The 22,632-nt window shown below is 63.2% G+C and carries 16 protein-coding genes; 3 read left to right on the forward strand and 13 right to left on the reverse strand.

Annotated elements, in window-relative coordinates:
* Positions 1-972: 972 nt before the first annotated feature.
* Complete coding sequence (locus tag OU800_RS02150; protein WP_268180827.1) at positions 973-1,707, forward strand: glutathione S-transferase family protein; 735 nt, start codon at positions 973-975, stop codon at positions 1,705-1,707.
* A 27-nt stretch (positions 1,708-1,734) separates the two neighbouring features.
* Here OU800_RS02150 and OU800_RS02155 read toward each other — a convergent pair whose 3' ends face one another.
* Positions 1,735-3,546 (reverse strand): SLC13 family permease, encoded by a 1,812-nt coding sequence (locus OU800_RS02155; protein WP_268180829.1) that lies wholly within the window; start codon positions 3,544-3,546, stop codon positions 1,735-1,737.
* Positions 3,547-3,657: 111 nt separating this feature from the next.
* Positions 3,658-4,794, reverse strand: coding sequence for an NAD(P)/FAD-dependent oxidoreductase (locus tag OU800_RS02160; RefSeq protein WP_268184168.1), 1,137 nt, complete (start codon positions 4,792-4,794; stop codon positions 3,658-3,660).
* A 225-nt stretch (positions 4,795-5,019) separates the two neighbouring features.
* Between OU800_RS02160 and OU800_RS02165 the strand changes: the two genes are divergently transcribed.
* Positions 5,020-5,757: a substrate-binding periplasmic protein gene (locus OU800_RS02165; RefSeq protein ID WP_268184170.1), complete on the forward strand. Its 738-nt coding sequence runs from the start codon at positions 5,020-5,022 to the stop codon at positions 5,755-5,757.
* Between the two features lie 294 nt (positions 5,758-6,051).
* On the opposite strand, the gene OU800_RS02170 is transcribed toward OU800_RS02165, so the two are convergent.
* The 11 genes from OU800_RS02170 to OU800_RS02220 form a co-directional block, all read right to left on the reverse strand.
* Positions 6,052-7,287, reverse strand: a complete 1,236-nt coding sequence (locus OU800_RS02170) for a diguanylate cyclase domain-containing protein (RefSeq protein WP_268180830.1) — start codon at positions 7,285-7,287, stop codon at positions 6,052-6,054.
* Positions 7,288-7,633: 346 nt separating this feature from the next.
* The gene (gene dbpA / locus OU800_RS02175) at positions 7,634-9,007 is read right to left on the reverse strand and encodes an ATP-dependent RNA helicase DbpA (RefSeq protein ID WP_268180832.1); all 1,374 of its coding nucleotides are present in this window, start codon (positions 9,005-9,007) and stop codon (positions 7,634-7,636) included.
* Between the two features lie 50 nt (positions 9,008-9,057).
* Positions 9,058-10,473 (reverse strand): multidrug transporter subunit MdtD, encoded by a 1,416-nt coding sequence (mdtD, locus tag OU800_RS02180; protein WP_268180834.1) that lies wholly within the window; start codon positions 10,471-10,473, stop codon positions 9,058-9,060.
* Positions 10,474-10,648: 175 nt separating this feature from the next.
* Positions 10,649-12,340, reverse strand: coding sequence for a choline dehydrogenase (betA, locus tag OU800_RS02185; protein ID WP_268180836.1), 1,692 nt, complete (start codon positions 12,338-12,340; stop codon positions 10,649-10,651).
* 95 nt (positions 12,341-12,435) lie between these two features.
* Positions 12,436-13,908: a betaine-aldehyde dehydrogenase gene (gene betB / locus OU800_RS02190; protein WP_268180838.1), complete on the reverse strand. Its 1,473-nt coding sequence runs from the start codon at positions 13,906-13,908 to the stop codon at positions 12,436-12,438.
* Positions 13,909-14,169: 261 nt separating this feature from the next.
* Positions 14,170-14,760: a transcriptional regulator BetI gene (betI, locus tag OU800_RS02195; RefSeq protein ID WP_268180840.1), complete on the reverse strand. Its 591-nt coding sequence runs from the start codon at positions 14,758-14,760 to the stop codon at positions 14,170-14,172.
* 135 nt (positions 14,761-14,895) lie between these two features.
* Entirely contained in the window at positions 14,896-15,747 is an 852-nt protein-coding gene (locus OU800_RS02200) for a glycine betaine ABC transporter substrate-binding protein (protein WP_268180842.1), read from the reverse strand.
* Positions 15,748-15,957: 210 nt separating this feature from the next.
* Positions 15,958-16,902 carry a choline ABC transporter substrate-binding protein gene (locus tag OU800_RS02205; RefSeq protein WP_268180843.1) on the reverse strand — a complete coding sequence of 315 codons (945 nt, stop codon included), beginning with the start codon at positions 16,900-16,902 and terminating at the stop codon, positions 15,958-15,960.
* A 28-nt stretch (positions 16,903-16,930) separates the two neighbouring features.
* Positions 16,931-17,815, reverse strand: a complete 885-nt coding sequence (locus OU800_RS02210) for an ABC transporter permease (RefSeq protein ID WP_268180844.1) — start codon at positions 17,813-17,815, stop codon at positions 16,931-16,933.
* Entirely contained in the window at positions 17,808-19,013 is a 1,206-nt protein-coding gene (locus OU800_RS02215) for a quaternary amine ABC transporter ATP-binding protein (RefSeq protein ID WP_268180845.1), read from the reverse strand. The genes OU800_RS02210 and OU800_RS02215 overlap by 8 nt, the downstream gene beginning before the upstream one ends.
* Positions 19,014-19,956: 943 nt before the next feature.
* Entirely contained in the window at positions 19,957-20,853 is an 897-nt protein-coding gene (locus OU800_RS02220) for a glycine betaine ABC transporter substrate-binding protein (RefSeq protein ID WP_268180846.1), read from the reverse strand.
* Between the two features lie 671 nt (positions 20,854-21,524).
* Here OU800_RS02220 and OU800_RS02225 point away from each other — a divergent pair.
* On the forward strand, positions 21,525-22,616 hold the full coding sequence (locus tag OU800_RS02225) for a GlxA family transcriptional regulator (protein WP_268180848.1): 1,092 nt from the start codon (positions 21,525-21,527) through the stop codon (positions 22,614-22,616).
* Positions 22,617-22,632 lie beyond the last annotated feature (16 nt).

Here is a 22,632-nt window from a genome sequence, read left to right on the forward strand (position 1 = left end):
CGGGGCGTTTAAAACAGGCTCAAGATAGAGGCCCTCTAGGCAGTCAGGCTTGATATCGGATTGGCAAGTTTGTGTTGTCTTGTTGGCCTGTGTTGGTGTTCTGGACGCCGCTTCGGTGTTTGCTGGGGCTTCTTGTTTCGCCCCCTCGGGCGACTCGCTTTTCTTTGAAATGCGCAAAGAAAAGTAAGCAAAAGAAACGCACCCCCGCCATCCGGGTCTCGCTTCGCTCGACTCCCCTCACTCCGGCACCGCTCCGGGGTCGGCGTACATGGGCCATCCCTGGCCCATTACGCCTCTCGCGGCATCCATGCCGCTCGCTCCCTGCGCAATGCCTACGCTCGGCCTCCTGAAGGGGGAATTTGCGCGCCTGAACGTACATCGGTTCCGGGCATGCCCGGCTTGCTCTGGTAGCTGTGGAGCCGCGATTTGGCTGCCGAATTAAACTAAAACTTTCATTCGCATAGTTTCATTCGCTTGAACAGCTTGCCGGCTTGTAGCCGGCATTCAGGTCAGCCCTAAGGCTGACCCATGTTCAAGCACTCCACGCTACTTCTGGGTTACCGCAGGTTCAGGCGCGTGCAGAGCCCGCCCAGGAGGGCGAACGCAATCGTCGTGGAAGAGGTTGAGCGACATGGATGTCGCGAGAGCCGCGATGGGCCATGGATGGCCCTTCGCGGCGGGCCTCTGGAACGGCGATGGAGTGAGCGAACCCTCGCGCAGCGAGGGCCGGATGACCGGGCGGAGGGTTTTGGTTACTTTTGCCCGTCAAAAGTGACTCGCCCGGGAGGGCGAAACCAGAAACATCAGCAAAAACGCGGCAATTAGGAACAAGCACCCGAACAACCAACACGCCAACACAAACTTGCCCGTCCGCTATCAAGACTCCGAGCGTTTTGACTCACCGCGTTCGCCCTTTGGGAAAGCCTGGTCGAGGTGGTGATGGCGGCGTTGGTTGCACGATGAGCCTGCGCTATGTTCTTTGCCAAAGAAGAGCCGTTCGCGCTGGATATCGAGGAGAAGACCATGCGAGAGCTGTATGAACTGTGCGGTGCCGATCGCGAACTGCTGTTTTCCCCTTATTGCTGGCGGGTGCGCCTGGCCCTGGCGCACAAGGGGCTGGATTTCCACAGTCGGCCGATCCGCTTCGGCGAGAAGGCGCTGATCGAATTCTCCGGGCAGAAGCTGGTACCGGTACTGGTGGATGACGGCCAGTCGGTACATGACAGCCTGGCCATCTTCGCCTACCTGGATCAGCGCTACCCAGAGCGGCCACTGCTCGGCGATGGGCTGGCGGCCGAGCGCGCACGCCTGGTGGAGCGCCTGAGCTTTCACATGGTGCGCATACCGCTGCTGAAAATCCTGCTCCCGCGGATCGGGCAGGTGATCGACCCGGCTGACCGCGAGTATTTCCGCAGCAGCCGCGAACAGATGCTGGGCATGCGTCTGGAAGACTTTGCCGACCCGCAGGGCGGCGAACGGCTGTTCCGCGAAGGCGTTGCGTCGCTGGAAATGTGGCTGCGTGATCAGCCCTTCCTCGAAGGCCAGGCCCCCGGTGCTTGCGACTACCTGCTGGCCGGTATGCTGCTCTGGGCCTGGTGCCTGGGCGCGCAGCCCTGGGCCGAGGATTCGGCCTTGGCTGCCTGGTTCACGCGTATCCGCCAGGCCTATGAGCGCGAGCATGGCCCGATCAGGCGGGCCTCGTTCTGAGTGCAGCAGGCAAGGTAATGCGCCGCTTCAAAGCGGCCATACCCACAGCAACAGCGGCACGCTGACCAGCACCACGAGTATTTCCAGGGGCAGCCCCAGGCGCCAGTAATCACCGAAGCGGAAGCCGCCCGGGCTGAGAATCAGGGTGTTGTTCTGGTGGCCGATGGGCGTGAGGAACGAACAGGATGCGCCGATGGCCACCGCCATCAGCAGCGCATCCGGGCTGACGCCGAGTTGGTTGGCGGCGCTCAGGGCGATGGGGCACATCACTGCGGCGGTCGCCGCGTTGTTCATGAAATCCGACAGGGTCATGGTGACGATCAGCAGCAGGGTCAGGGTGATGGTGGCGTTGCCCTGTGCCAGGTTTTCCATCAGCACCCGTGCCAGCAGGTCGGCCGCGCCGGTGGTGGACATCGCCCCGGCCACCGGGATCAAGGCACCGAGCAGCACGATCACCGGCCAGTCGATGGATTCGTAAACAGCGCGCAACGGCACCAGGCGCAGCAGCATGTAGGCCAGTACCCCACAAGCGAAGGCGATCGCCGTGGACAGCAGGCCAAAGGCCGCGGCGACGATGGCCAGGATCATGATGCCGAGCGCGAGGTTGGCCTGGCGTGGGTCGGGAATGTTGATCGCGCGGGCGGCCAGCGGTACGCAATCGTAGTCGTTGGCGAACTCGCCGATATCCTCGGCGCTGCCCTGCATCAGCAGTACGTCGCCGCTCTGGAACGGGGTCGAGCGCAGGCGTTTGATCGAACGGTGACTCTGCCTGGAAATAGCCAGCAGGTTGATGGAATAGCGGCTGCGCAGGCGCGTGCTGCTGGCGGAGCGGCCGATCAGCGAGGAGTCGGGCTTGACCAGCAACTCCTGCATGGCGCGGTCTTCGCTGTGGCTGGCCTTCTTCTCGGTTTCGCCGTCCTTGTCTTCCTTCTGTTCGGCCTCCTTGGCTTCACGTTCGGCCTCCAGTAACAGATCCAGCTGGCCGAGCACTTCACCCAGCTCCTGCGGGTCGGCCTCGATCACCAGCACGTCGTCGGCCTGCAGTACGCGCCGTGGGTTGGGCGCGGTCAGGCGCAGCTTGTTGCGCACCATGGCCACCACCTGGGCGTCGGCCTCATCGAGCAGTTGTTCGATCTCGCGCAGGGTCTTGCCCTGGGCCTTGCCGCCTTCCTTGACGCGCGCCTCGGTCAGGTAATGGCCGGTGTCGAAGCTGGCGGCGTTGCCCACTTCGCGCCTGGGTACCAGACGCCAGCCCAGCAGACTGATGAATAGCACACCCGTCAGCGCCACGGCGACGCCGACCGGGCTGAAATCGAACATGGCAAAGGCGCCGCCGCCATGCTGGGCGCGGAAGCTGGACACGATCAGATTCGGCGGCGTGCCGATCAAGGTGGTCATCCCGCCGAGAATGGTGCCGAAGGCCAGTGGCATCAGCACGCGCCCCGGTGGCAACTCCAGGCGTGCGGCAATCTGCAGGGCAATGGGCATCAGCAGGGCTAGCGCGCCGACGTTGTTCATGAACGCCGAGAGCAGGGCGCCAAGGCTGGTCAGCGCAGCGATGGACAGCAGTTTGCCTGCGCCGCTGGGCAGCAGGCGCTGCGCCAGTCGGCTGACCGCGCCGGTGCGCTGCAGACCGTGACTGAGCACCAGCACGCAGGCGACGGTGATCACCGCCGGGTGGCCGAAACCGGCGAAGGCCTCGCGTTCGGGCACCAGGCCGGCGATGACGCAGGCCAGCAATGCGCCGAGCGCCACGACGTCATGACGCCAGCGCCCCCAGATGAACAAGCCCATGCTGGCAACGAGAATGAGGAATATCTGGCCTTGCTCGAAGGTCATGAGGCGGGGCGTCCTTGTTGTACGCAGCTTCGCGTCTGCTGTTCATAGCAGAGTCTGCGCCGCGTCGGCAGTTCCAGCTACGTTATCGGCTGGGGCGCACCATTTTCGGTTTCAGACGTATTGCGCGGCTGCGTAACCGGACGCCCAGGCCCACTGGAAGTTGAAGCCGCCCAGATGACCGGTGACGTCCAGCACCTCGCCGATGAAATACAGCCCAGGCACCTTGAGCGATTCCATGGTCTTGGATGACACCTCGTCGCTGTTCACCCCGCCCAGGGTGACCTCGGCGGTGCGGTAGCCCTCGGTGCCGGCTGGCACCAGTTGCCAGTCGCCCAGACGTTCGGCGATGGCCTTCAACTCGCCCGGGGTGTACTGCTTGAGCGGTTTGTTGGTGAACCAGGCGTCCACCAGCAGGGCCGCCATCTTTTTGGTGAACAGTTCGGCCAGCAGCGTTTTCAGCTCGCTGTTGCCGCGCTCGCGCTGCTGCGAGGCCAGCCACTCGGGCAGGTCGATATGCGGCAGCAGATCGATATGCACGGTATCGCCCGGTTGCCAGTAGGAGGAAATCTGCAGGATCGCCGGGCCGGAAAGACCGCGGTGGGTGAACAGGATGTTCTCCACGAAGCTCTGGCCATTGCAGCTCACCCGGCAGTCCTCCACCGAAGTGCCGGAGAGCTCCGTGCACAGCGCCTTGAGCTGCGGATCGGTAAGGGTGAAGGGCACCAGGCCTGCGCGGGTCGGCAGCACCTCGTGGCCGAACTGCCTGGCCACCTGGTAACCGAAACCGGTGGCGCCGAGGGTCGGAATCGACAGCCCGCCTGTGGCAATCACCAGCGACTGACAGTCGAGCTCGCCGATGTCGCTGCTCAGATGAAAGCCGTCTGCGGTTTTCTCGATGCCGTGCACCGCCGTGTTCAGGCGAAGCTCGGCGCCGGCCTCGGCACATTCGGCCAGCAGCAGTTCGAGGATGTCACTGGACTTGTTGTCGCAGAACAGTTGACCGAGTTTCTTCTCGTGATAGGGCACGCCGTGCTTGGCCACCAGACCGATGAAATCCCACTGGGTGAAGCGCGCCAATGCCGATTTGCAGAAGTGCGGATTGCCGGAGAGGAAGTTGCCCGGTTCGCAATACAGGTTGGTGAAGTTGCAGCGCCCGCCGCCGGACATGAGGATTTTCTTGCCCGCCTTGTTGGCATGATCCAGCACCAGCACGGAGCGCCCACGCGCCGCTGCGTTGGCGGCGCACATCAGGCCGGCGGCGCCGGCACCGATGATCAGTACGTCGGTTTGCAACGGATGGACTCCCCGAGGGTTCGATCTGGGCTAAAGTGCGCGCATCTTAACCTAGGGTCTGTTGCCGTTTCGACGCGGCCGTGCGTGAAACGGCAACAGCCCCTAGGCTGGATATGACTTGTGGCACAGCACCTGCTATGAGTTAAAGACCCTGCCATGGAAAAAGGAACCGCTCCGGACATGTTCAGCGTGCGTGCCCTGTTTCTGCTGGCGCTGCTGTCGCCACCGCTGGTCGCCGGTGAGTTGCTACGTCTGGTGGCCGACCCCTGGCCGCCATTCAACGATCACAGCTTGCCGCAAAATGGCCTGGCCAGTGATCTGGTGCAGCAGGCGCTGCACCAGGCCGGTTACCGCACGGTCTACAGCGAGGCACCCTGGCAGCGAGCCGTGCTGGGCCTCAAGCGTGGTGAGCACGATGTGCTGATCAATGCCTGGTTCAGCGACGAGCGCACCTTGTTCGGCCACTTCTCCCAGCCCTACCTGCTCAATCGTATTCGGCTGATCCAGCGCAAGGGGGCGAATATCGCCTTTACCCGGCTTGTCGACCTCTATCCCTATCGCATTGCCGTAGTGCGTGGCTATGCCTATTCGCCAGAGTTCGACCACGACGAGCATTTGCAACGCGTCGGCGTCAGTGGCTTCGAGAGTGCTGCGCGCATGTTGCATGCCGGGCGTGTGCAGCTAGCCCTGGAGGACGAATGGGTGGCGCGTTATCACCTGGGGCGTGAGTTGGCCCCCCTGCGCGATGAGCTGGAGTTTCTGCCCACACCATTGAGCGAGAACGGTCTGCGGATTCTGGTGCGCCTCAGCCACCCGCGGCATGCCGAGATCACCACGCGTTTCGATCAGGCGATCCAGGCCATGCAGGCCGACGGCCGTTACGCCGAAACCTTTCGCCGTCATGGTATGGGCCTCTGATCAGGGCACCTCTAAAAACGTAGGCGAGGTAGTCAGCGCAATACCGATGGCGGCCCCGCAAAAACGGCCGCAACGACCAGCGGGAGTAACAGCCGAAGGCTGGCCCGAAGGGCGAACGCAGTGAGTCAAAAAGCACTGGGCCCGCACTCGGGTTTACGTGTTGTAAATGAGCATTTTGATCGGACTCGCGCACGAGACTGTTTTTAACGCAGCGATGGCAACGCACGACTGCATGGATGCAGGAGGTATAGCGACGCAGGAAGCCAAAGCCGAGGTAGTTTTTAGAGGTGCCCATCAGTCGGTGACGGTGCGCGCCCGGCCAAGCTGCTTGGCTTTGTAAAGGCGCTGGTCGGCCTCGTGCAGCATGCTTTCCAGATCCTCGGTCGGGCCGTGATAAAGGCCGGCGCTGAAGGATAGCGGCGGTGCTTCCTTGGCATAGTGCAGGGCAGCGCAGCGCTGGCGTAATTGTTCGAGCATCTCGCAGAGCCTGGCCGTATCGAGCTGGCTGAGCAGGGCGAACTCCTCGCCACCCAGGCGCCCCGTGAGCGCATCGGGAAAGATACTGACGAAGGCCTTGGCGAACACCACCAGGGCGCTGTCGCCGCTGGCGTGGCCAAAGCCGTCGTTGATGTGCTTGAAGTGATCGATGTCGAGCATGGCCACGCTCAGAGGCTGCCCAGCCTGCTGTGCTTGCTGGATCATGCGCACGCCGCGCTCGTAGAAGGAGCGGCGATTGCGCAGGCCGGTGAGGGCATCGTACTCGGCGGCCTTCTTCAGGGCCTGCAGCAGGTCACGGCGCTCCAGAGTGTTCATCACCCGGCAGTTCAGCTCCTCGGGGCAGAACGGCTTGCGCAGGAAATCGTCGGCGCCATGCTTGATGAACTGCGCGCTGAGCGAGCCCTTGGGGTCGGCCGAGACGCCAATGATGATCAGCTCGCTGAGCCTGAGTTTCTGCCGCAGCATCTTCACCAGATCGAAACCGCTGACACCGGGCATGGCATGGTCGAGGATCAGCAGGTCGATGTCCGGCTGCTCGGCGAGCAGGCGCAGGGTCTCCTGGCCATCGGTGGCTTCGAGTATCTGGTAATGGTGCGGTTCGATGATATGGCGGATATAGCGACGCTGGGCGTTGGAATCGTCAGCAATGAGAATCTTGATATGGCTGTTGTGATCCAGCCGGTGCAGCAGACGGAAAGCGTACTCGTAGGAGTGCTGGCTTTCCTTGAGCACGTAGTCGACCACGCCTTTCATCAGCAGCTCGTCGCGGCGCTGCTCGTTGTAGCTGCCGCTGAGCACGATGCACGGCAGGCGGTAGCGCATCACCAGGTCGACGCTCTCGCCATCGGGGGCGTCCGGCAGGTGCAGGTCGACGATGGCGGCGAAGAACAGCCCAGCCGAGGTTTCCAGCATCACTTCGGCTTCGGCCAGCGAGGCACAGAAGACCGGCTCCAGATCCGGTTCGTGGCGGAACAGGTGGGCGAGGATCTTCAGTACCAGCGGGCTGTCCTCGATAACCAGGATATTGCGCATTGAGTGGATCCTGCCCCTTCTTGGCGTGGTGCTGGCCAGTGATTGTTACAGATTAGCAGGCCGTTGAAGAACGTAGGCGAGGCAGCCAGTGCAATACCGATGGCGGCCCCGCAAAAACGGCCGCAACGACCAGCGGGAGTAACAGCCGAAGGCTGGCCCGAAGGGCGAACGCAGTGAGTCAAAAAGCACTGGGCCCGCACTCGGGTTTACGAGTTGTAAATGAGCATTTTGATCGGACTCGCGCACGAGCCTGTTTTTAACGCAGCAATGGCAACGCACGACTGCATGGATGCAGGAGGTAGAGCGACGCAGGAAGCCAAAGCCGAGGTAGTTTTTCAACAGCCTGCTAGATCATGCGCACCCTGAGCGAGCGGCCTTTGATTTTGCCTTCTGTGAGGCGCTGCAAGGCTTTTTTCGCGGCGTCGCGTTGTACCGCGACATAGGCCTGGTGCTCGAACAGGGCGATCTTGCCCACCTGCTCGCCACTCAGGCCGGCGTCGCCGGTCAGCGCACCGAGAATGTCGCCGGGGCGCAGCTTGTCCTTGCGCCCGGCGCCGATGCACAGCATGTGCATCGGCGGCAGCAGGCTGACGGCGGGGTTGTCCGCTGGCAGCGGATACCAGGCCAGCGTCTGACCCTGCAGGGCTTCGATGGCTTGCGCGCGCCCTGCCTCGGCCGGTGCCACCAGGCTTACCGCCAGACCCTTCTCGCCCGCGCGACCGCTGCGGCCGATGCGATGGATATGCACCTCGGCGTCACGCGCCAGCTCGACGTTGATCACCAGTTCCAGCCCGGCAATATCCAGGCCACGGGCGGCCACGTCGGTAGCCACCAGCACGCTCAGGCTGCGCCCGGCGAACAGCGCCAGCACCTGGTCGCGCTCGCGCTGCTCCAGGTCACCATGCAGCGCGGCGGCGGAAATCTTCTCGGCTTCCAGGCGTTCCACCAGTTCGCTGCACTGCTGGCGCGTGGCGCAGAAGGCCACCGCCGGCTGCTTGCGAAAGTGCCGCAAGAGGGCCGCGACGGCGTCCAGGCGCTGTGCTGGGGCAATCTCGTAGAAGCGCTGCTCGATCTGCCCATCGTCGTGCAGAGCCTGCACTTCCACCCGTTCCGGGCTGCGCAGAAAGCGTGCGGCGAGCTGTTCGATGCTGGCTGGATAGGTGGCGGAGAACAGCAGGGTCTGGCGGCGCGCCGGGGTCTGCTCGATGATCTCGGCGATGCTGTCGATGAAGCCCATATCGAGCATGCGGTCGGCCTCGTCGAGCACCAGGGTGTTGAGGCCGTCCACCTTCAGCGTGCCCTTGCGCAGGTGTTCCTGCACCCGCCCGGGCGTGCCGACGATGACGTGGGCGCCATGCTCCAGCGAGCCGATCTGCGGGCCGAAGGGCACGCCACCGCAGAGGGTCAGCACCTTGATGTTGTCGGCGGCGCGGGCCAGGCGGCGTAACTCCTTGGCCACCTGGTCGGCCAGTTCGCGGGTCGGGCACAGCACCAGCGCCTGGCAGCCGAAATAACGCGGGTTGAGCGGGTGCAGCAGGCCGATGCCGAAGGCGGCGGTCTTGCCGCTGCCGGTCTTGGCCTGGGCGATCAGGTCGCGGCCCTTGAGGATCAGCGGCAGGCTGGCGGCCTGGATGGCGGTCATCTCGCTGTAGCCGAGGGCGGCGAGATTGGCCTGCATGGCGGCGGACAGGGGCAGGCTGGAAAAGGCGGTGGCGCTCACGACTGGGGTGTCCGGCTGGAAGGATTGGGGCGGCAGTGTAGCAGGCCGCCTCAGTCTTCCGGTGGCACCTCGACCAGACGGCTGCGCCGGCCATCCATCGGGTCGAGCTGGAGAAAGATCGCCGCCGCCAGCATCGACAGCAGCCCCACGCACAGGTAGGTGGCCTGGAAGGCCTGCTGTACCTCGCTCAATTCACGGCTGAAACCACTGAGCAGCGCAGCCGCCGAAGCCACCCCAAGGCCCATGGCCAATTGCACCACCACCGAGAGCAGGCTGTTGCCGCTGCTGGCTTCGTCGTTGCCCAGGTCGATCAGGGTGACGGTGTTCATCGCGGTGAACTGCAGCGAGTTGCAGGCACCGATCAGGCTCAGTTGCACGATCAGTTGCAGCATCGAGGTGTCCTTGTCGACCAGCGCCAGGCTGGCGATCAGGGCGCCGAGCAGCAGGGTGTTGCTGGTCAGGATGCGGCGATAGCCGAGGCGGTCTATCAACGGCTTGGCCAGGGGTTTGGCAGCCATGGCGGCCAGCGCCAGGGGAATCAGGCTCATGCCGGCCTGAGCCGGCGAGTAGCCCATGGCCACCTGCAGCAGCAGTGGGGTGAGAAACGGCAGGGCGCCGCTGCCCAGGCGGGCGAACAGGTTGCCGAGGATGCCGGTGGCAAAAGTACGGGTGGCGAACAGGTTGGGCGAGAACAGCGGCTCGGCGATGCGCGCCGCGCGCAGCCAGTACACCGCCAGGCAGGCCAGGCCGCCGACCAGCAGCAGGGTCACGCGCAGGGTGGGCAGGTTCAGCTCGCCGAGGCCTTCCAGGGCTATGGTGATCAGCAGCATGGCGGCGCCGAACAGCAGGAAGCCCTGGGTATCGAAGCGGCTGCGCTGTGAGCCGCGCAGATCCGGCATATAGTGCATGGCCGCCCAGCAGCCGAGCAGGCCGACCGGCAGGTTGATCAGGAAGATCCAGTGCCAGCTCGCCACCTCCACCAGCCAGCCACCCAGGGTGGGGCCGATCAGCGGACCGAGCAAGCCAGGCAGGGTGATGAAACTCATGATTCGCACCAGCTCGGTTCGCGGGTAGGCACGCAGCACCACCAGACGCCCCACCGGCATCATCAGGGCGCCGCCGAGGCCCTGGATGACCCGCGCGCCGACCAGCATGGCGAGCGAGTCGGACAGCGCACACAGCAGCGAGCCGAGGCTGAACAGGGCGATGGCGCCGTAAAAGATGCGCCGGGTGCCGAAGCGGTCTGCGATCCAGCCCGAGGCGGGGATCAGCAGGGCCACGGTGAGCATGTAGGCGATCACCACCGACTGCATGCGCAGCGGGTTCTCGCCGAGATCGGCGGCCATGGCCGGCAGGGCGGTATTGAGGATGGTGCCGTCCAGCGTCTGCATGAAGAAGGCGATGGCGACGATCCAGGGCAACAGGCGAGCGGTGCGTGGGTCGAGTTGAGGGAGGGTGGTCTGCATGAGGCGTCCGGCAGTGGTTGGCGACTATGGCCTGTGCGCCATTATCACGGGCAATGCTCTGCTTCGACGACGCCAGCGGGAATAAATTCGCTCCTACCGCCCCTGCCCCAGCGGCACGAGCCCTGCGTGTAGGAGCGAATTCATTCGCGATAGGGGGCACGTGCCCCCGCCACTGTCAGGCCGCCGAGACTTCTCGCTGCGGTTGCCCACGCACTGGTCGCTCGCCAGCGACGAAGTAGGGCGCGGTGCTGCGTGGCAGCGGCTGGCGCCCGCGAATCCGGTCGGCGATCTTCTCGGCCATCATGATGGTGGTGGCGTTGAGGTTGCCGGTGATGATCTCCGGCATGATCGAGGCATCCACCACGCGCAGGCCCTGCACACCGTGTACGCGACCCTGGCCGTCGACCACCGCCATGTCGTCCTCGCCCATCTTGCACGAGCAGGATGGGTGAAAGGCGGTTTCGGCGTGTTCGCGGATGAAGGCGTCCAGCTCGGCATCGCTCTGGCAGTCGATGCCGGGGCTGATCTCGCGCCCACGGTAAGGGTCGAGGGCTGGCTGCGCCATGATCTCGCGGGTGATGCGGATGGCGTCGCGGAATTCCTGCCAGTCCTGCTCATGGCTCATGTAGTTGAACAGAATGCTCGGGTGCTGGCGCGGGTTCTTGGACTTGAGCTGGATACGGCCTCGGCTGGGCGAGCGCATGGAGCCGACATGGGCCTGGAAGCCGTGCTCGTTCACCGCGTTGCTGCCGTTGTAGTTGATCGCCACCGGCAGGAAGTGGAACTGGATATTGGGCCAGGCGAACTCGGGGCGGGTGCGGATGAAACCACCGGCCTCGAACTGGTTGCTGGCGCCGATGCCGTTGCCGGCGAACAGCCACTGCGCGCCGATGCCGGGCTGGTTGAGCAGCTTGAGCGCCGGGTACAGCGACACCGGCTGGGTGCAGGCGTACTGCAGGTACATTTCCAGGTGATCCTGCAGGTTCTGGCCGACGCCGGGCAGCTCGTGCACCAGGGCGATGTCCAGCTCGCGCAGCAGTGCGGCGGGGCCGACGCCGGAGCGCTGGAGGATCTGCGGCGAGGCGATGGCGCCGGCACACAACAGCACTTCACGACGGGCGTGAGCGATGGTCGCGTCATTGGCCTTGCCGAGCAGGTAGCTCACCCCGCTGGCGCGCTTGCCGTCGAACAGGATGCGGTCGGTTGTGGCGTGGGTGACGATGGTCAGGTTGGGCCGCGCCCGCGCCTGATCCAGGTAGCCACGGGCGGTGCTGGCGCGGCGACCTTCCGGGGTCACGGTGCGATCCATCGGCCCGAAGCCTTCCTGCTGGTAGCCGTTGAGGTCATCCGTGCGCGGATAACCGGCCTGCACGCCAGCCTCGACCATGGCGTGGAACAGCGGATTGTTGCCGACCTTGGGCGTGGTCACGCTGACCGGGCCGTCGCCGCCGTGGTAGTCGTTGGGGCCGATGTCGCGGCTCTCGGCCTTGCGGAAGTACGGCAGGCAGTCGTGGTAGGTCCAGTCTTCCAGGCCCTTGGCCTTGGCCCAGTTGTCGAAATCCAGCGCGTTGCCACGGATGTAGCACATGCCGTTGATCAAGGATGAGCCGCCCAGGCCCTTGCCGCGCCCGCATTCCATGCGGCGGTTGTTCATGTAGGGCTCGGGGTCGGTTTCATAGGCCCAGTTGTAGCGCCGGCCCTGCAGCGGAAAGGCCAGGGCGGCGGGCATCTGGGTGCGGAAATCCAGGCGATAGTCAGGGCCACCGGCTTCCAGCAGCAATACGCTGACGTCTGCGTCCTCGGTCAGACGGGTGGCCAGGACATTACCGGCCGAGCCGGCACCGATGATGATGTAGTCGTATTCCATAAGAGCAGCACCCTCCGGGTGAAAGCGGCAAGCTTCAAGCTGCAAGTAGAAGCAAGTGCCGCTTTGGTTTTTCTTGCCGCTTGTGGCTGTTTTCGTCAGAACACCGAGGCGTAATCGCCCATCTCCAGTTGCACCGACTTGATGCGGGTGTAGTGGCCGAGGGTGACCAGGCCGTTTTCGCGGCCGACGCCGGACTGCTTGTAGCCGCCCACCGGCATCTCGGCTGGCGATTCGCCCCAGGTGTTGATCCAGCAGATGCCGGCTTCCAGCTTGTGGATCACCCGGTGTGCACGGTTCAGGTCACGGGTCACCACACCGGCGGCCAGGCCGTAGGTGGTGTCGTTGGCGCGGCGGATCACTTCCGCTTCGTCGTCGTAGATCAGAATGCTCATCACCGGGCCGAAGATCTCCTCGCGGGTAATGGTCATGTCGTCCCGGCAGTCGGTGAACACGGTCGGCGCTACGTAGGCGCCCTTGGCGTAGTCGCCCTCGGTAACGCGCGCGCCGCCGATCAGCAGGCGCGCGCCTTCGCTGCGGCCTTTTTCGATGTAACCGAGCACCCGCTCCATATGGGCGAAGCTCACCAGCGGGCCGAAATTGGTGGCGTCATCCAGCGGGTCGCCGAGGCGGATGCGTTTGACCCGCTCCAGCACCTTGCTCTCGAAACGCGCCTGCAGCATGCGCGGCACGAACACGCGGGTGCCGTTGGTGCACACCTGGCCGGAGCTGTAGAAATTGGCCATCAGCGCGATGTCGGCGGCGCGATCCAGGTCGGCGTCCTCGAAGATGATCAAGGGCGATTTGCCGCCCAGCTCCATGGTCACTTCCTTGAGACTGGAGCTGGAGGCGCTGGCCATCACCTTCTTGCCGGTGACGGTGCCGCCGGTGAAGGAAATCTTCTCGATGCCCGGATGCTCGGTCAGCCACTGGCCCACTTCGGCGCCGCTGCCGGTGAGCACGTTGAACACCCCGGCGGGCAGGCCAGCCTCGGTGTAGATCTCGGCCAGTTTCAGCGCGCTCAGCGAGGTGACCTCGCTGGGCTTGAAGATCATCGCGTTGCCGGCAGCCAGGGCCGGTGCGGATTTCCACAGGGCAATCTGGATCGGGTAGTTCCAGGCGCCGATGCCGGCGACCACGCCCAGCGGTTCGCGACGGGTGTAGGCGAAGGCGGTTTCGCGCAGCGGAATCTGCTCGCCCTCGATGGCCGGGATCAGGCCGGCGTAGTACTCCAGCACGTCGGCCCCGGTGACGATGTCGACGTAGCGGGTTTCGCTCAAGGGCTTGCCGGTGTCGAGGGTTTCCAGCTCGGCCAGCTCATCGTTGCGCGCACGGAGGATATCCACCGCCTTGCGCAGGATGCGTGAGCGCTGCATGGCGGTCATCGCCGCCCACACCTTCTGCCCCTCGGTAGCGCTGGCCACCGCGCGATCCACGTCTGCCTGGCTGGCGCATTGCACCTTGGCCAGCACCTCGCCGGTGGCCGGGTTGATGCTGTCGAAGGTGGCTCCACTGCTTGCGGCGACGTACTGGCCACCGATGTAGAGCTGCTGTTCGGCGAAACGGGGCATGGGTTGTCCTCTGCATTCGGTTATCTGCTTGGAGAGCAGCCTATTTTATTTAAGTTGAACGATCAATCAATAAAAACGACAGCCCACAGTCAATCGCGACATGGCGTGCGATCTGGGATGATTCGGCGCGCGGACGTCAGCGCCTGGGCGCAGGCATCGGAGATTGATACGAGAGGGAGAGCAGTCCGTAGGGTGCGCTGTGCGCACCGAGCGATCTAAATGATCAGAGAAAGGAGTTGTACGCGGTGCGCACAGCGCACCCTACGACGCCTTGGCCAACTGCAGGTCGAGATAGTCGTAGGCGATGCGGCGCGCCTGTTCGGTGTCGAAGGCTTCGCCGGACAGCGCGCCGCGTAGCCAGAGACCATCGATCAGCGAGGCCAGGCCACGGGCGGCAAGGCGCGCCTGATCCTGCGGCAGGGTACGACGGAACTGGCCGCAGAGATTGGAGTAAAGGCGATGATCGTTGACCCGCTGCAGGCGCCGTAGCGCTGGCTGGTGCATGCTGCTGGCCCAGAATGCCAGCCAGGTCTTCATCGCCGGGCCGCTGACCTGGCTGTCGTCGAAGTTGCCATCGATCATGGCGCGCAGATGGGCGCGCGGACTGTCCTCGACCAGCTCCTGGCGGCGTTCAGCCACGGCATCGCGCAGCGCTTGCATGAGGTGGCGCATGGTGGCTTCGAGCAGGCCGTTCTTGTCCTTGAAGTAGTGGCTGATGATGCCATTGGAGACACCGGCCAGACGGGCGATGTAGGCGATGCTGGCATCGGCCATGCCGACCTGGTCAACGGCTTCCAGGGTGGCGGCGATCAGTTGCGAACGACGAATGGGCTGCATGCCGACCTTGGGCATGGGGCTCTCCATGGGAAACAGGAGGGCGCAGTCTAGGCGGTTTTTGATCGCCTGATCAATTAAACGAGGCGCTTGTTCTGGCAGCAGAAACGACGAAGCGGGCCGCAGCCCGCTTCGTCTGGATACCGGATGACCTTATTTCAGCCAGCTTTCCACGCGCTCCGGGTTCTTGGCGATCCAGTCCTTGGCGGCCTGATCCGGCTTGGCGCCTTCGCGGATGGCGAGCATGACCGAGCCGACTTCCTCACCGCTCCAGGAGATCTTGCTGAGGAAGGCAGCAGCGTCGGCGGCCTTGGTCTTCAGGTCGGGGTTGGCCACGGTGTCGACATGCTCGTCGTCACCGAAGACCTTCTTCGGATCTTCGAGGAAGCGCAGTTTCCACTTGGCGAACATCCAGTGCGGAATCCAGCCGGTGACCACGATCGCCTTCTGGCCTTTCTCGGCGCGGGTCAGGGCGGTGGCCATGGCCGGGCCGGAACTCGGCATCAGCTTGATGCTGGACAGGTTGTATTGCTTGATGGCGTCTTCGGTGCGGCGCATCACGCCGGCACCGGCGTCGATGCCGGTGATCTTGCCGTCGAAGTCCTTGGCGTATTTCTCCAGGTCTTCGATGCTCTTGGCCTGCACGTAGTCCGGCACGATCAGGCCGATCTTGGCGCCCGCATAGTTGGTGCCGAGGATTTCCACCTTGTCCTTGAGCTTCTCGTAGTACTCGCCGTGGGTGGCCGGCAGCCAGGCGGAGAGGGTGACATCGAGGTCGCCGCGGGCCACGCCCTGCCACATGATGGCGGGTTCGACCGGCTTGAGCTCGACCTTGTAGCCGAGTTTGCTTTGCAGGATTTCACCGGCGACATAGGTGACGGCGACGCTATCGTCCCAGCCATTCACGTAACCGATCTTCAGAGTGGGTTTGTCGGCAGCCAGGGCGCTGCCCATGCCGATGGCCAGGGCTGCAGCGCCAAGGCAGAGGTGTTTGAGTACGCGCATATTGTTGATGCTCCGTCAGTTGAGTGGCAGTTGCAAAATCGTTGACTGGCTCGTTCTCATTGCGGGCCTTGCGAAACCCGGTTGCGCAGCAGTTTGTGGGTTCGCGGGCAAGGTCTCCCCCGTCACGGCCGGAAATCGGCCGCTAGCGTCAAGCGAGGAGGTTTCCGGGCTCGCACCCTGGGGTACGCGCCCGAATCGGGTCGTGGCTTCTTACAGCCCGACGTATTTCTTCACGGCGGCGATGCCATCCTGACCATCGAAGGTAGTCACGCCGCTCAGCCATTTGTCCAGCACCGCCGGGTTGGCCTTGATCCAGGCCTTGGCGACGTCCTGCGGATTTTCCTTCTCCAGTACCTTCTCCATCAGTTGGCTTTCCATTTCGACGGTGAACTGCAGGTTGTTCAGCAGTTTGCCGACGTTCTCGCAGCGTGCTTCGTAATCCGGCGGTACCACGGTGTAGACCTTGGCTGCGCCGTAATCGGGGCCGAACACGTCATCGCCACCGGCCAGGTAGGTGATGTCGTACTGGGTGTTCATCGGGTGCGGTGCCCAGCCAAGGAAGACCACCGGCTCCTTCTTCTTGATGGCGCGCGACACCTGTACCAGCATGCCGGCCTCGCTGGACTCGACCATGCGGAAGTCGCCGAGGCCGAACTGATTCTTCTTGATCATGCCGTCGATCAGCAGGTTGCCGTCGTTACCCGGCTCGATGGCGTAGATCTTGCCGCCCAGTTGATCCTTGAACTTGGCGATGTCCTCGAAGCTCTTGAGGCCAGCCTCGGCAGCGTAGGTGGGCACGGCCAGGGTGTACTTGGCCCCTTCGAGGTTGGCCTTGGGCAGTACCTTGACCCCGTCGTTCTTGAGGAAGGGCTCGATCACCGAGTCCATCGAGGGGGCCCAGTAACCGAGGAATACATCGACCTGGCCACTTTTCACGCCCGTAAAGGCGATGGGCACCGATGCCATGATCTTGCGCGGCTGATAGCCCAGGCCTTCGGTCAGGGTCATGGCCACGCCGGTGGTGGCGGCGATGTCGGCCCAGCCGATCTCGGCGAAACGCACCTGCTTGCAGCTCGCCGGCTCTGCGGCCATGGCGCCCTGCATCAGTGCGCACGACAGCAGGCCGATGGCGGCGGTGGTCTTGAACGATTTCATCTTGCGGTTCCCTGTGAAGTGAAACGAATTAGGTGGACTGGCGCTGCAGCTTGCCGCTGAACCAAGCGAACACGCCACGCTTGGCAGGCTGCTTGGTGCCGAAACTCTCGGTGATGCGGTCGAGGATGATCGCCAGCAACACCACGGCCATGCCGCTCTCGAAGCCTAGACCGATATCCAGACGCTGGATACTCGCCAGTACGTCGTTACCCAGACCGCCAGCACCGACCATGGAGGCGATGATCACCATGGACAGGGCCATCATGATGGTCTGGTTGACCCCGGCCATGATCGACGGCATGGCGTTGGGCAGTTGCACCTTGAACAGCAACTGGCGACTGGTGCAGCCGAAGGATTGGCCGGCCTCGACGATCTCCTTGTTCACCTGGCGAATCCCCAGGCTGGTCAGGCGCACGGCCGGCGGCATGGCGAAGATCACCGTGGCGATGATGCCGGGCACGCGGCCCAGGCCGAAGAGCATGGCGGCCGGGATCAGGTAGACGAACGCCGGCATGGTCTGCATGAAGTCGAGAATCGGCCGGATGATGGTGGCCACGCGCTCGCTGCGCGCGGCCCAGATGCCCAGGGGGATGCCCAGCAGCAGGCTGATCAACGTCGAGGAGAAGGTCAGCCCCAGGGTCACCACCGTCTGCTCCCAGAAACCGGTCATGACGATGAGGATGAACGCAACTGCGGTGAAGACCGCGAAGCGCACGCCAATGCGCCACAGGCCAAGGCCGACGAAAATGGCGATGAGCAACCAGGCTGGCGGCAGCATCAGCAGGCTTTCGATGCCTTCGGAGAAGCCACTGACTACCTTGCCGATGTTGTCGAACACACCGCTGTAGTTGTCCAGCAGGTGCTGGACGACGTCGTTGACCCAGCTACCCAGGTCGAGTTTGCTGTCATTCATAGGATTCTCCCTGCAGGCGGGTCAGCAGACGGCCCTTGCTGATGGCTCCGCAGTAATGACCTTCGGCGTCCACCACCGGGATCGGCCCTTCGTTGTCCACCAGGCGGCTGATGACGTCTTCCAGCGGCATGTCTTCGGGTACCGGGATGACCTGCTTGAGGGCGTCGTTCTCGAGTGGCCGGGGTTCGTCGCCATCGACCATCAGGGCGATCTTCTCCAGGCTGATGGAGCCCTGGAAGTGATTGTTCTCGTCGACGATGAAAGCATAGTGCTTGTCCAGTGCCTGCAATTCCTTGCAGATGCGCGTGGCATCCGGCGCCTTGCCGTTGTACACGTAGGTGGGCACGCTGTCGGCCTTGAGCTGGCCAGCAGTGAGGTAGCGGCTGGTGTCGACGGTATCGAAGAAGTTGCGCACGTATTCGTTGGCGGGCTTCTCGATCAGCTCCTGCGGGGTGCCGACCTGGATCAGCCGGCCGCCTTCCATGATGCCGATACGGCTACCGATGCGCATGGCCTCTTCGATGTCGTGGGAGACGAAGATGATGGTGCGGCGATGGGTCTTCTGCAGCTCCAGCAGCACGTCCTGCATCTCGCGGCGCTTGAGTGGGTCGAGAGCGGAGAAGGCCTCGTCCATGATGATCATCGACGGGTTCACCGCCAGGGCGCGCGCCAGGCCGACACGCTGCTGCATGCCACCGGAGAGTTCGTTCGGGTATTTGTGGGCGAAGGTGTCGAGGCCGACCTGCTTGAGCACTTCCATCGCGCGTTGCTCGCGTTCCTTGCGCCCGACGCCGGCCACTTCCAGGCCGAAGGCGGCATTGTCCAGCACACTGCGCGAGGGCATCAGGGCGAAGGACTGGAAGACCATGCTCATGTCGCGGCGGCGCAGATCGATCAATTGCGACTGCGGCAGCTTGGCCACGTTCTGCCCGTCGATGTAGACGTCGCCGGCGCTGGGCTCGACCAGGCGATTGATCAGGCGGATGAGTGTGGATTTACCAGAGCCGGACAGGCCCATGAGGACGAATATCTCGCCCTCTTCGACGCTGAACGACACGTCGCTGACACCAATCACCGCGCCTTTCTCGGCAAGGATCTTCTCCTTGCTCCAGCCTTCCTTGAGCAGGTCGATGGCTTCTTGTGGGTTGGAGCCGAAAACCTTGTACAGGTGCTCGACCACGATCTTTCCAGACTGCATGGGACGTTTCCCCTTCAGGCGATAGTCTTTCGGCGCCGGCACGGCTGGGCACGCGTCATCTGAGCGTAGAACAGCTATGACAGGCCTCTGATATCTGTGGGTGTTTTCTGAAAGTCGAGGTTGGCGAACGTTTCGCTGCGCTGGCGGGGAGCTGATACTCGAACACACGCGGTCGGCACGCTGGCGGCTGCTACTGCAGTCCGTCGCGCCGTTGAATCGTGTCGATGAGTGATGGTTGCCTTGCCGTGCTGCAAACCGCTTTCCAAACCCTCTGGCAGTGTTTCGAAATCCAGTCCCTTGGGGTTTCACGCTTCTTCCTGAAGCATGCGTACATCCGAAATTTCTTGTTGGGCTGGCGCCGCATGGGTGCTGGGCCAGCGCTTGTATTCTTCGGTCCAGGGTAGTGGGCCCTGGTCTGCTGCTCCTCTTCGGGAGTCGGCAGTGACGTAGTCGGCTGACTCAACGATATAGCCTTGGAGGCTGCGCAATTATCGAATTACGACTCTGACGTAGTGGGCGACGACATGACGCTGTTCACTGCGTATCTGCCTTTTCGCCGCTGAGGAGCCGTCGGCAGGCGACCGCTCCAGGACGCCGGATGCCTCTTGTACCTGAGACCGAATGAGTGGTTCTGATGAACACCTTAAAAACCTTAACAGATTTTTTTACCCCCAGGTCAAGCCTGGAAGCCCCGTGCGGCGCGGTTCGGAGGCCGCTAGTGGGGCTGCAGGCGCCGTCTCATGGGGGCTGCGCTTGTGTTGAAAAAAATTGACAGTGACACGCCGAAGAAGGTCATCTCGCCCCGGAAAAGTTCTGCCTCCAGTGCATTGTCAGGGTGGCGAGTTCAGGTGCCCGCTGACACGGCCCCAGTGAAAAACGGGCTCAGCAAAGGCGGCCTTCGTTCGCACTTGGGAGCGTGTTTGCCGTCTTGCAATGTCATTCATCAGGGCCGTCGCTGCACGCCTTCGAGCCAAGTGCTGACCATCGCGGGATTGTTCTCCAGCCACTCCTTGGCCACCCGGCGGCGGTTGGTATTGCCCTCCAACACGCCGCTCATCAACTGATTTTCCGCCGCGATGGTGAAGGTCATGTTGCGAAACAAGCGGGCCAGGTTCGGGCATTCGCTGCTGAAACCGCCACGCGCCACGGTGTTGACCTGAGCGGCCCCGTAGTTAGGGCCGAAATACTGGTCACCACCGGAAAGGTAGAACATGCGCAGGCGGTCGTTCATCGGGTGCGGCTCCCAGCCGAGGAACACGGCCGATTTGCCTAGCTGCTGGGCGCGTTCGACATGGTTGAGCATGCCTTTCTCGCTGCTTTCCACCAGGGTGAAACCACCCAGGCCGAAGACGTTGTCGCGGATCATATTCTTGACCATCTGGTTGCCCTCGTTACCGGGTTCGATGCCGAAGATCTGCCCGCTCAACTCGTCCTTGAAGCGCTGGATGTCGGCGAAATCATGCAGGCCGGCGTTGTAGGCCGGTTCCAGTACGGCGAGGGTGTAGCGAACGGTTGGCAGATTGGTGTGCAGCTTTTCGATGCGACCGCTTTGCAGGTGGGGTTCTATCAGCTGCGCCTGTGCCGGCATCCAGTTACCGAGAAATACATCGATCTGGCCGTCCGAAAGCGCCTGGTAGGTCTGCGGAAGGAGCATGCGCTTCACCCTGGTGCGATAGCCCAGGTCGTTGAGCACCAGGCGGGCGACGGCGGTGGTCATGGTGATATCGGTCCAGCCGACATCGGCGAAGGTGATCAGTTCGCAGCGCTCGGCTTCGGCGGCCTGCAGGTGAGCGACATACAGCAGAGCAAACGCGAACAACCAATGAGCGAATCTTTGCATGGAGCACTCCTGCCTGGTTCGAGAGGACGTGAGTCGAAGGCTGACTGCAAAGCAATTGATGGGCCGTCTGTCGGGCGAAAAACGACCTCCACATATCCAGGACAGACGTTCTGTATCGCTTGCGTGGAGTAATCGATCGAAGCGGGTGCAGTTCGGCTGGTTTGGCGTCGTCTGGCAGGGATGCCGGGCGGCTTGGGCTCGGGAGCCTGTCGTGGCTTGATGGTCGATCCGCCGCAGCGCAGCTCAGGCTGTCTAGACCGGGCCTTGCAGTGATGGCAGAACGCTCGCGCAGTTGAGTCTTACTGGGGCGAGTGGAGCTTTTTCCGCCAGTTTTTGGTGCGTGACGAATGCGCCTGCGCGCAGTGTGTAACACCATCTGTTACCGCTCATCCGTTACTGCCCCTGAGTGCCCATGCAGGGGATACCTTTGGCAGTGCTACCGAAATGCACAAGGCTCTCTGAAATGGGCCATTGCATGTCCGTGGCAGGCGTCTTTTCGACGCCTTGGAAAGCCCGAGTGGCGCGACTCTGATTTTTTATTGAAGGCATGATCAATTTAGGCACGAGCTTTGCCTGTTAGTCATGACTAGCTGGTCTAGAATCAGCGCCATAACAAAACAACGACCCGCCCCTGGCGGGTCGATACCGTGCTTAGCGTGAGGGCTACACCGATGTCGCAGTTCAGCCAAGGGGCGCAGCCCCAAAACCGTGTGCAATCCGTCGGCTTTCTGCTGCTGGACAATTTCACTCTGATCTCGCTCGCCTCGGCGGTAGAACCCCTGCGCATGGCCAACCAGCTTTCCGGCAAGGAGCTGTATCGCTGGCATACCCTCACCCACGATGGCCAGCCGGTGGTGGCCAGCGACGGTCTGCAGATCACTCCGGATGCCGCCATGAGCAACGCGCCGGCGCTGGATGCGGTGATCGTCTGTGGCGGCGTGGACATCCAGCATGCGGTCAAGCGTGAGCATGTCAGCTGGCTGCAGTTGCAGGCGCGTCAAGGCCGTCAACTGGGCGCAGTGTGCACCGGTAGCTGGGCGCTGGCCAAGGCCGGTCTGCTCGACGGTTACGACTGCAGCGTGCACTGGGAGTGTCTGGCCTCGATGCAGGAAGCCTTCCCGCGTGCGGCCATCACCACCCGTCTGTTCTCCATCGACCGCAATCGCAACACCTCGTCCGGCGGCACTGCGCCGATGGACATGATGCTGCATCTGATCGGCCAGCAGCATGGCCGCGAACTGGCCGCCGGCATCTCCGAGATGTTCATCTACGAGCGCATCCGCAACGAGCAGGATCACCAACGCGTGCCGCTCAAGCACATGCTTGGCAGCAACCAGCCGAAGCTGCAGGAGATCGTCGCGCTGATGGAGGCCAACCTCGAAGAGCCGATCGACCTCGACGAGCTGGCCTGCTTCGTCGACATCTCCCGGCGCCAGCTCGAGCGCTTGTTCCAGAAGTACCTGCACTGCTCGCCGTCGCGCTACTACCTCAAGCTGCGCTTGATCCGTGCGCGCCAACTGCTCAAGCAGACCAGCATGTCGATCATCGAAGTGGCTTCGGTGTGTGGCTTCGTCTCCACGCCGCACTTCTCCAAGTGCTACCGCGAATACTTCGGCATTCCGCCACGCGACGAGCGTGCCGGGCAGCAGGGCAACAATCTGGTGATGCTGCTGCCGATTCCCGAGCATCAGGTCAACTCCAGCGCCGTGCTGGCGCTCAGCCGTGCCCAGGGCGAGTCGACCTTTGCCAGTGTGCGGATCTGAGTCGAGCCGCAATGAA

The organism is Pseudomonas sp. GOM7 (genome assembly GCF_026723825.1).
Classification (GTDB): Bacteria; Pseudomonadota; Gammaproteobacteria; order Pseudomonadales; family Pseudomonadaceae; genus Aquipseudomonas.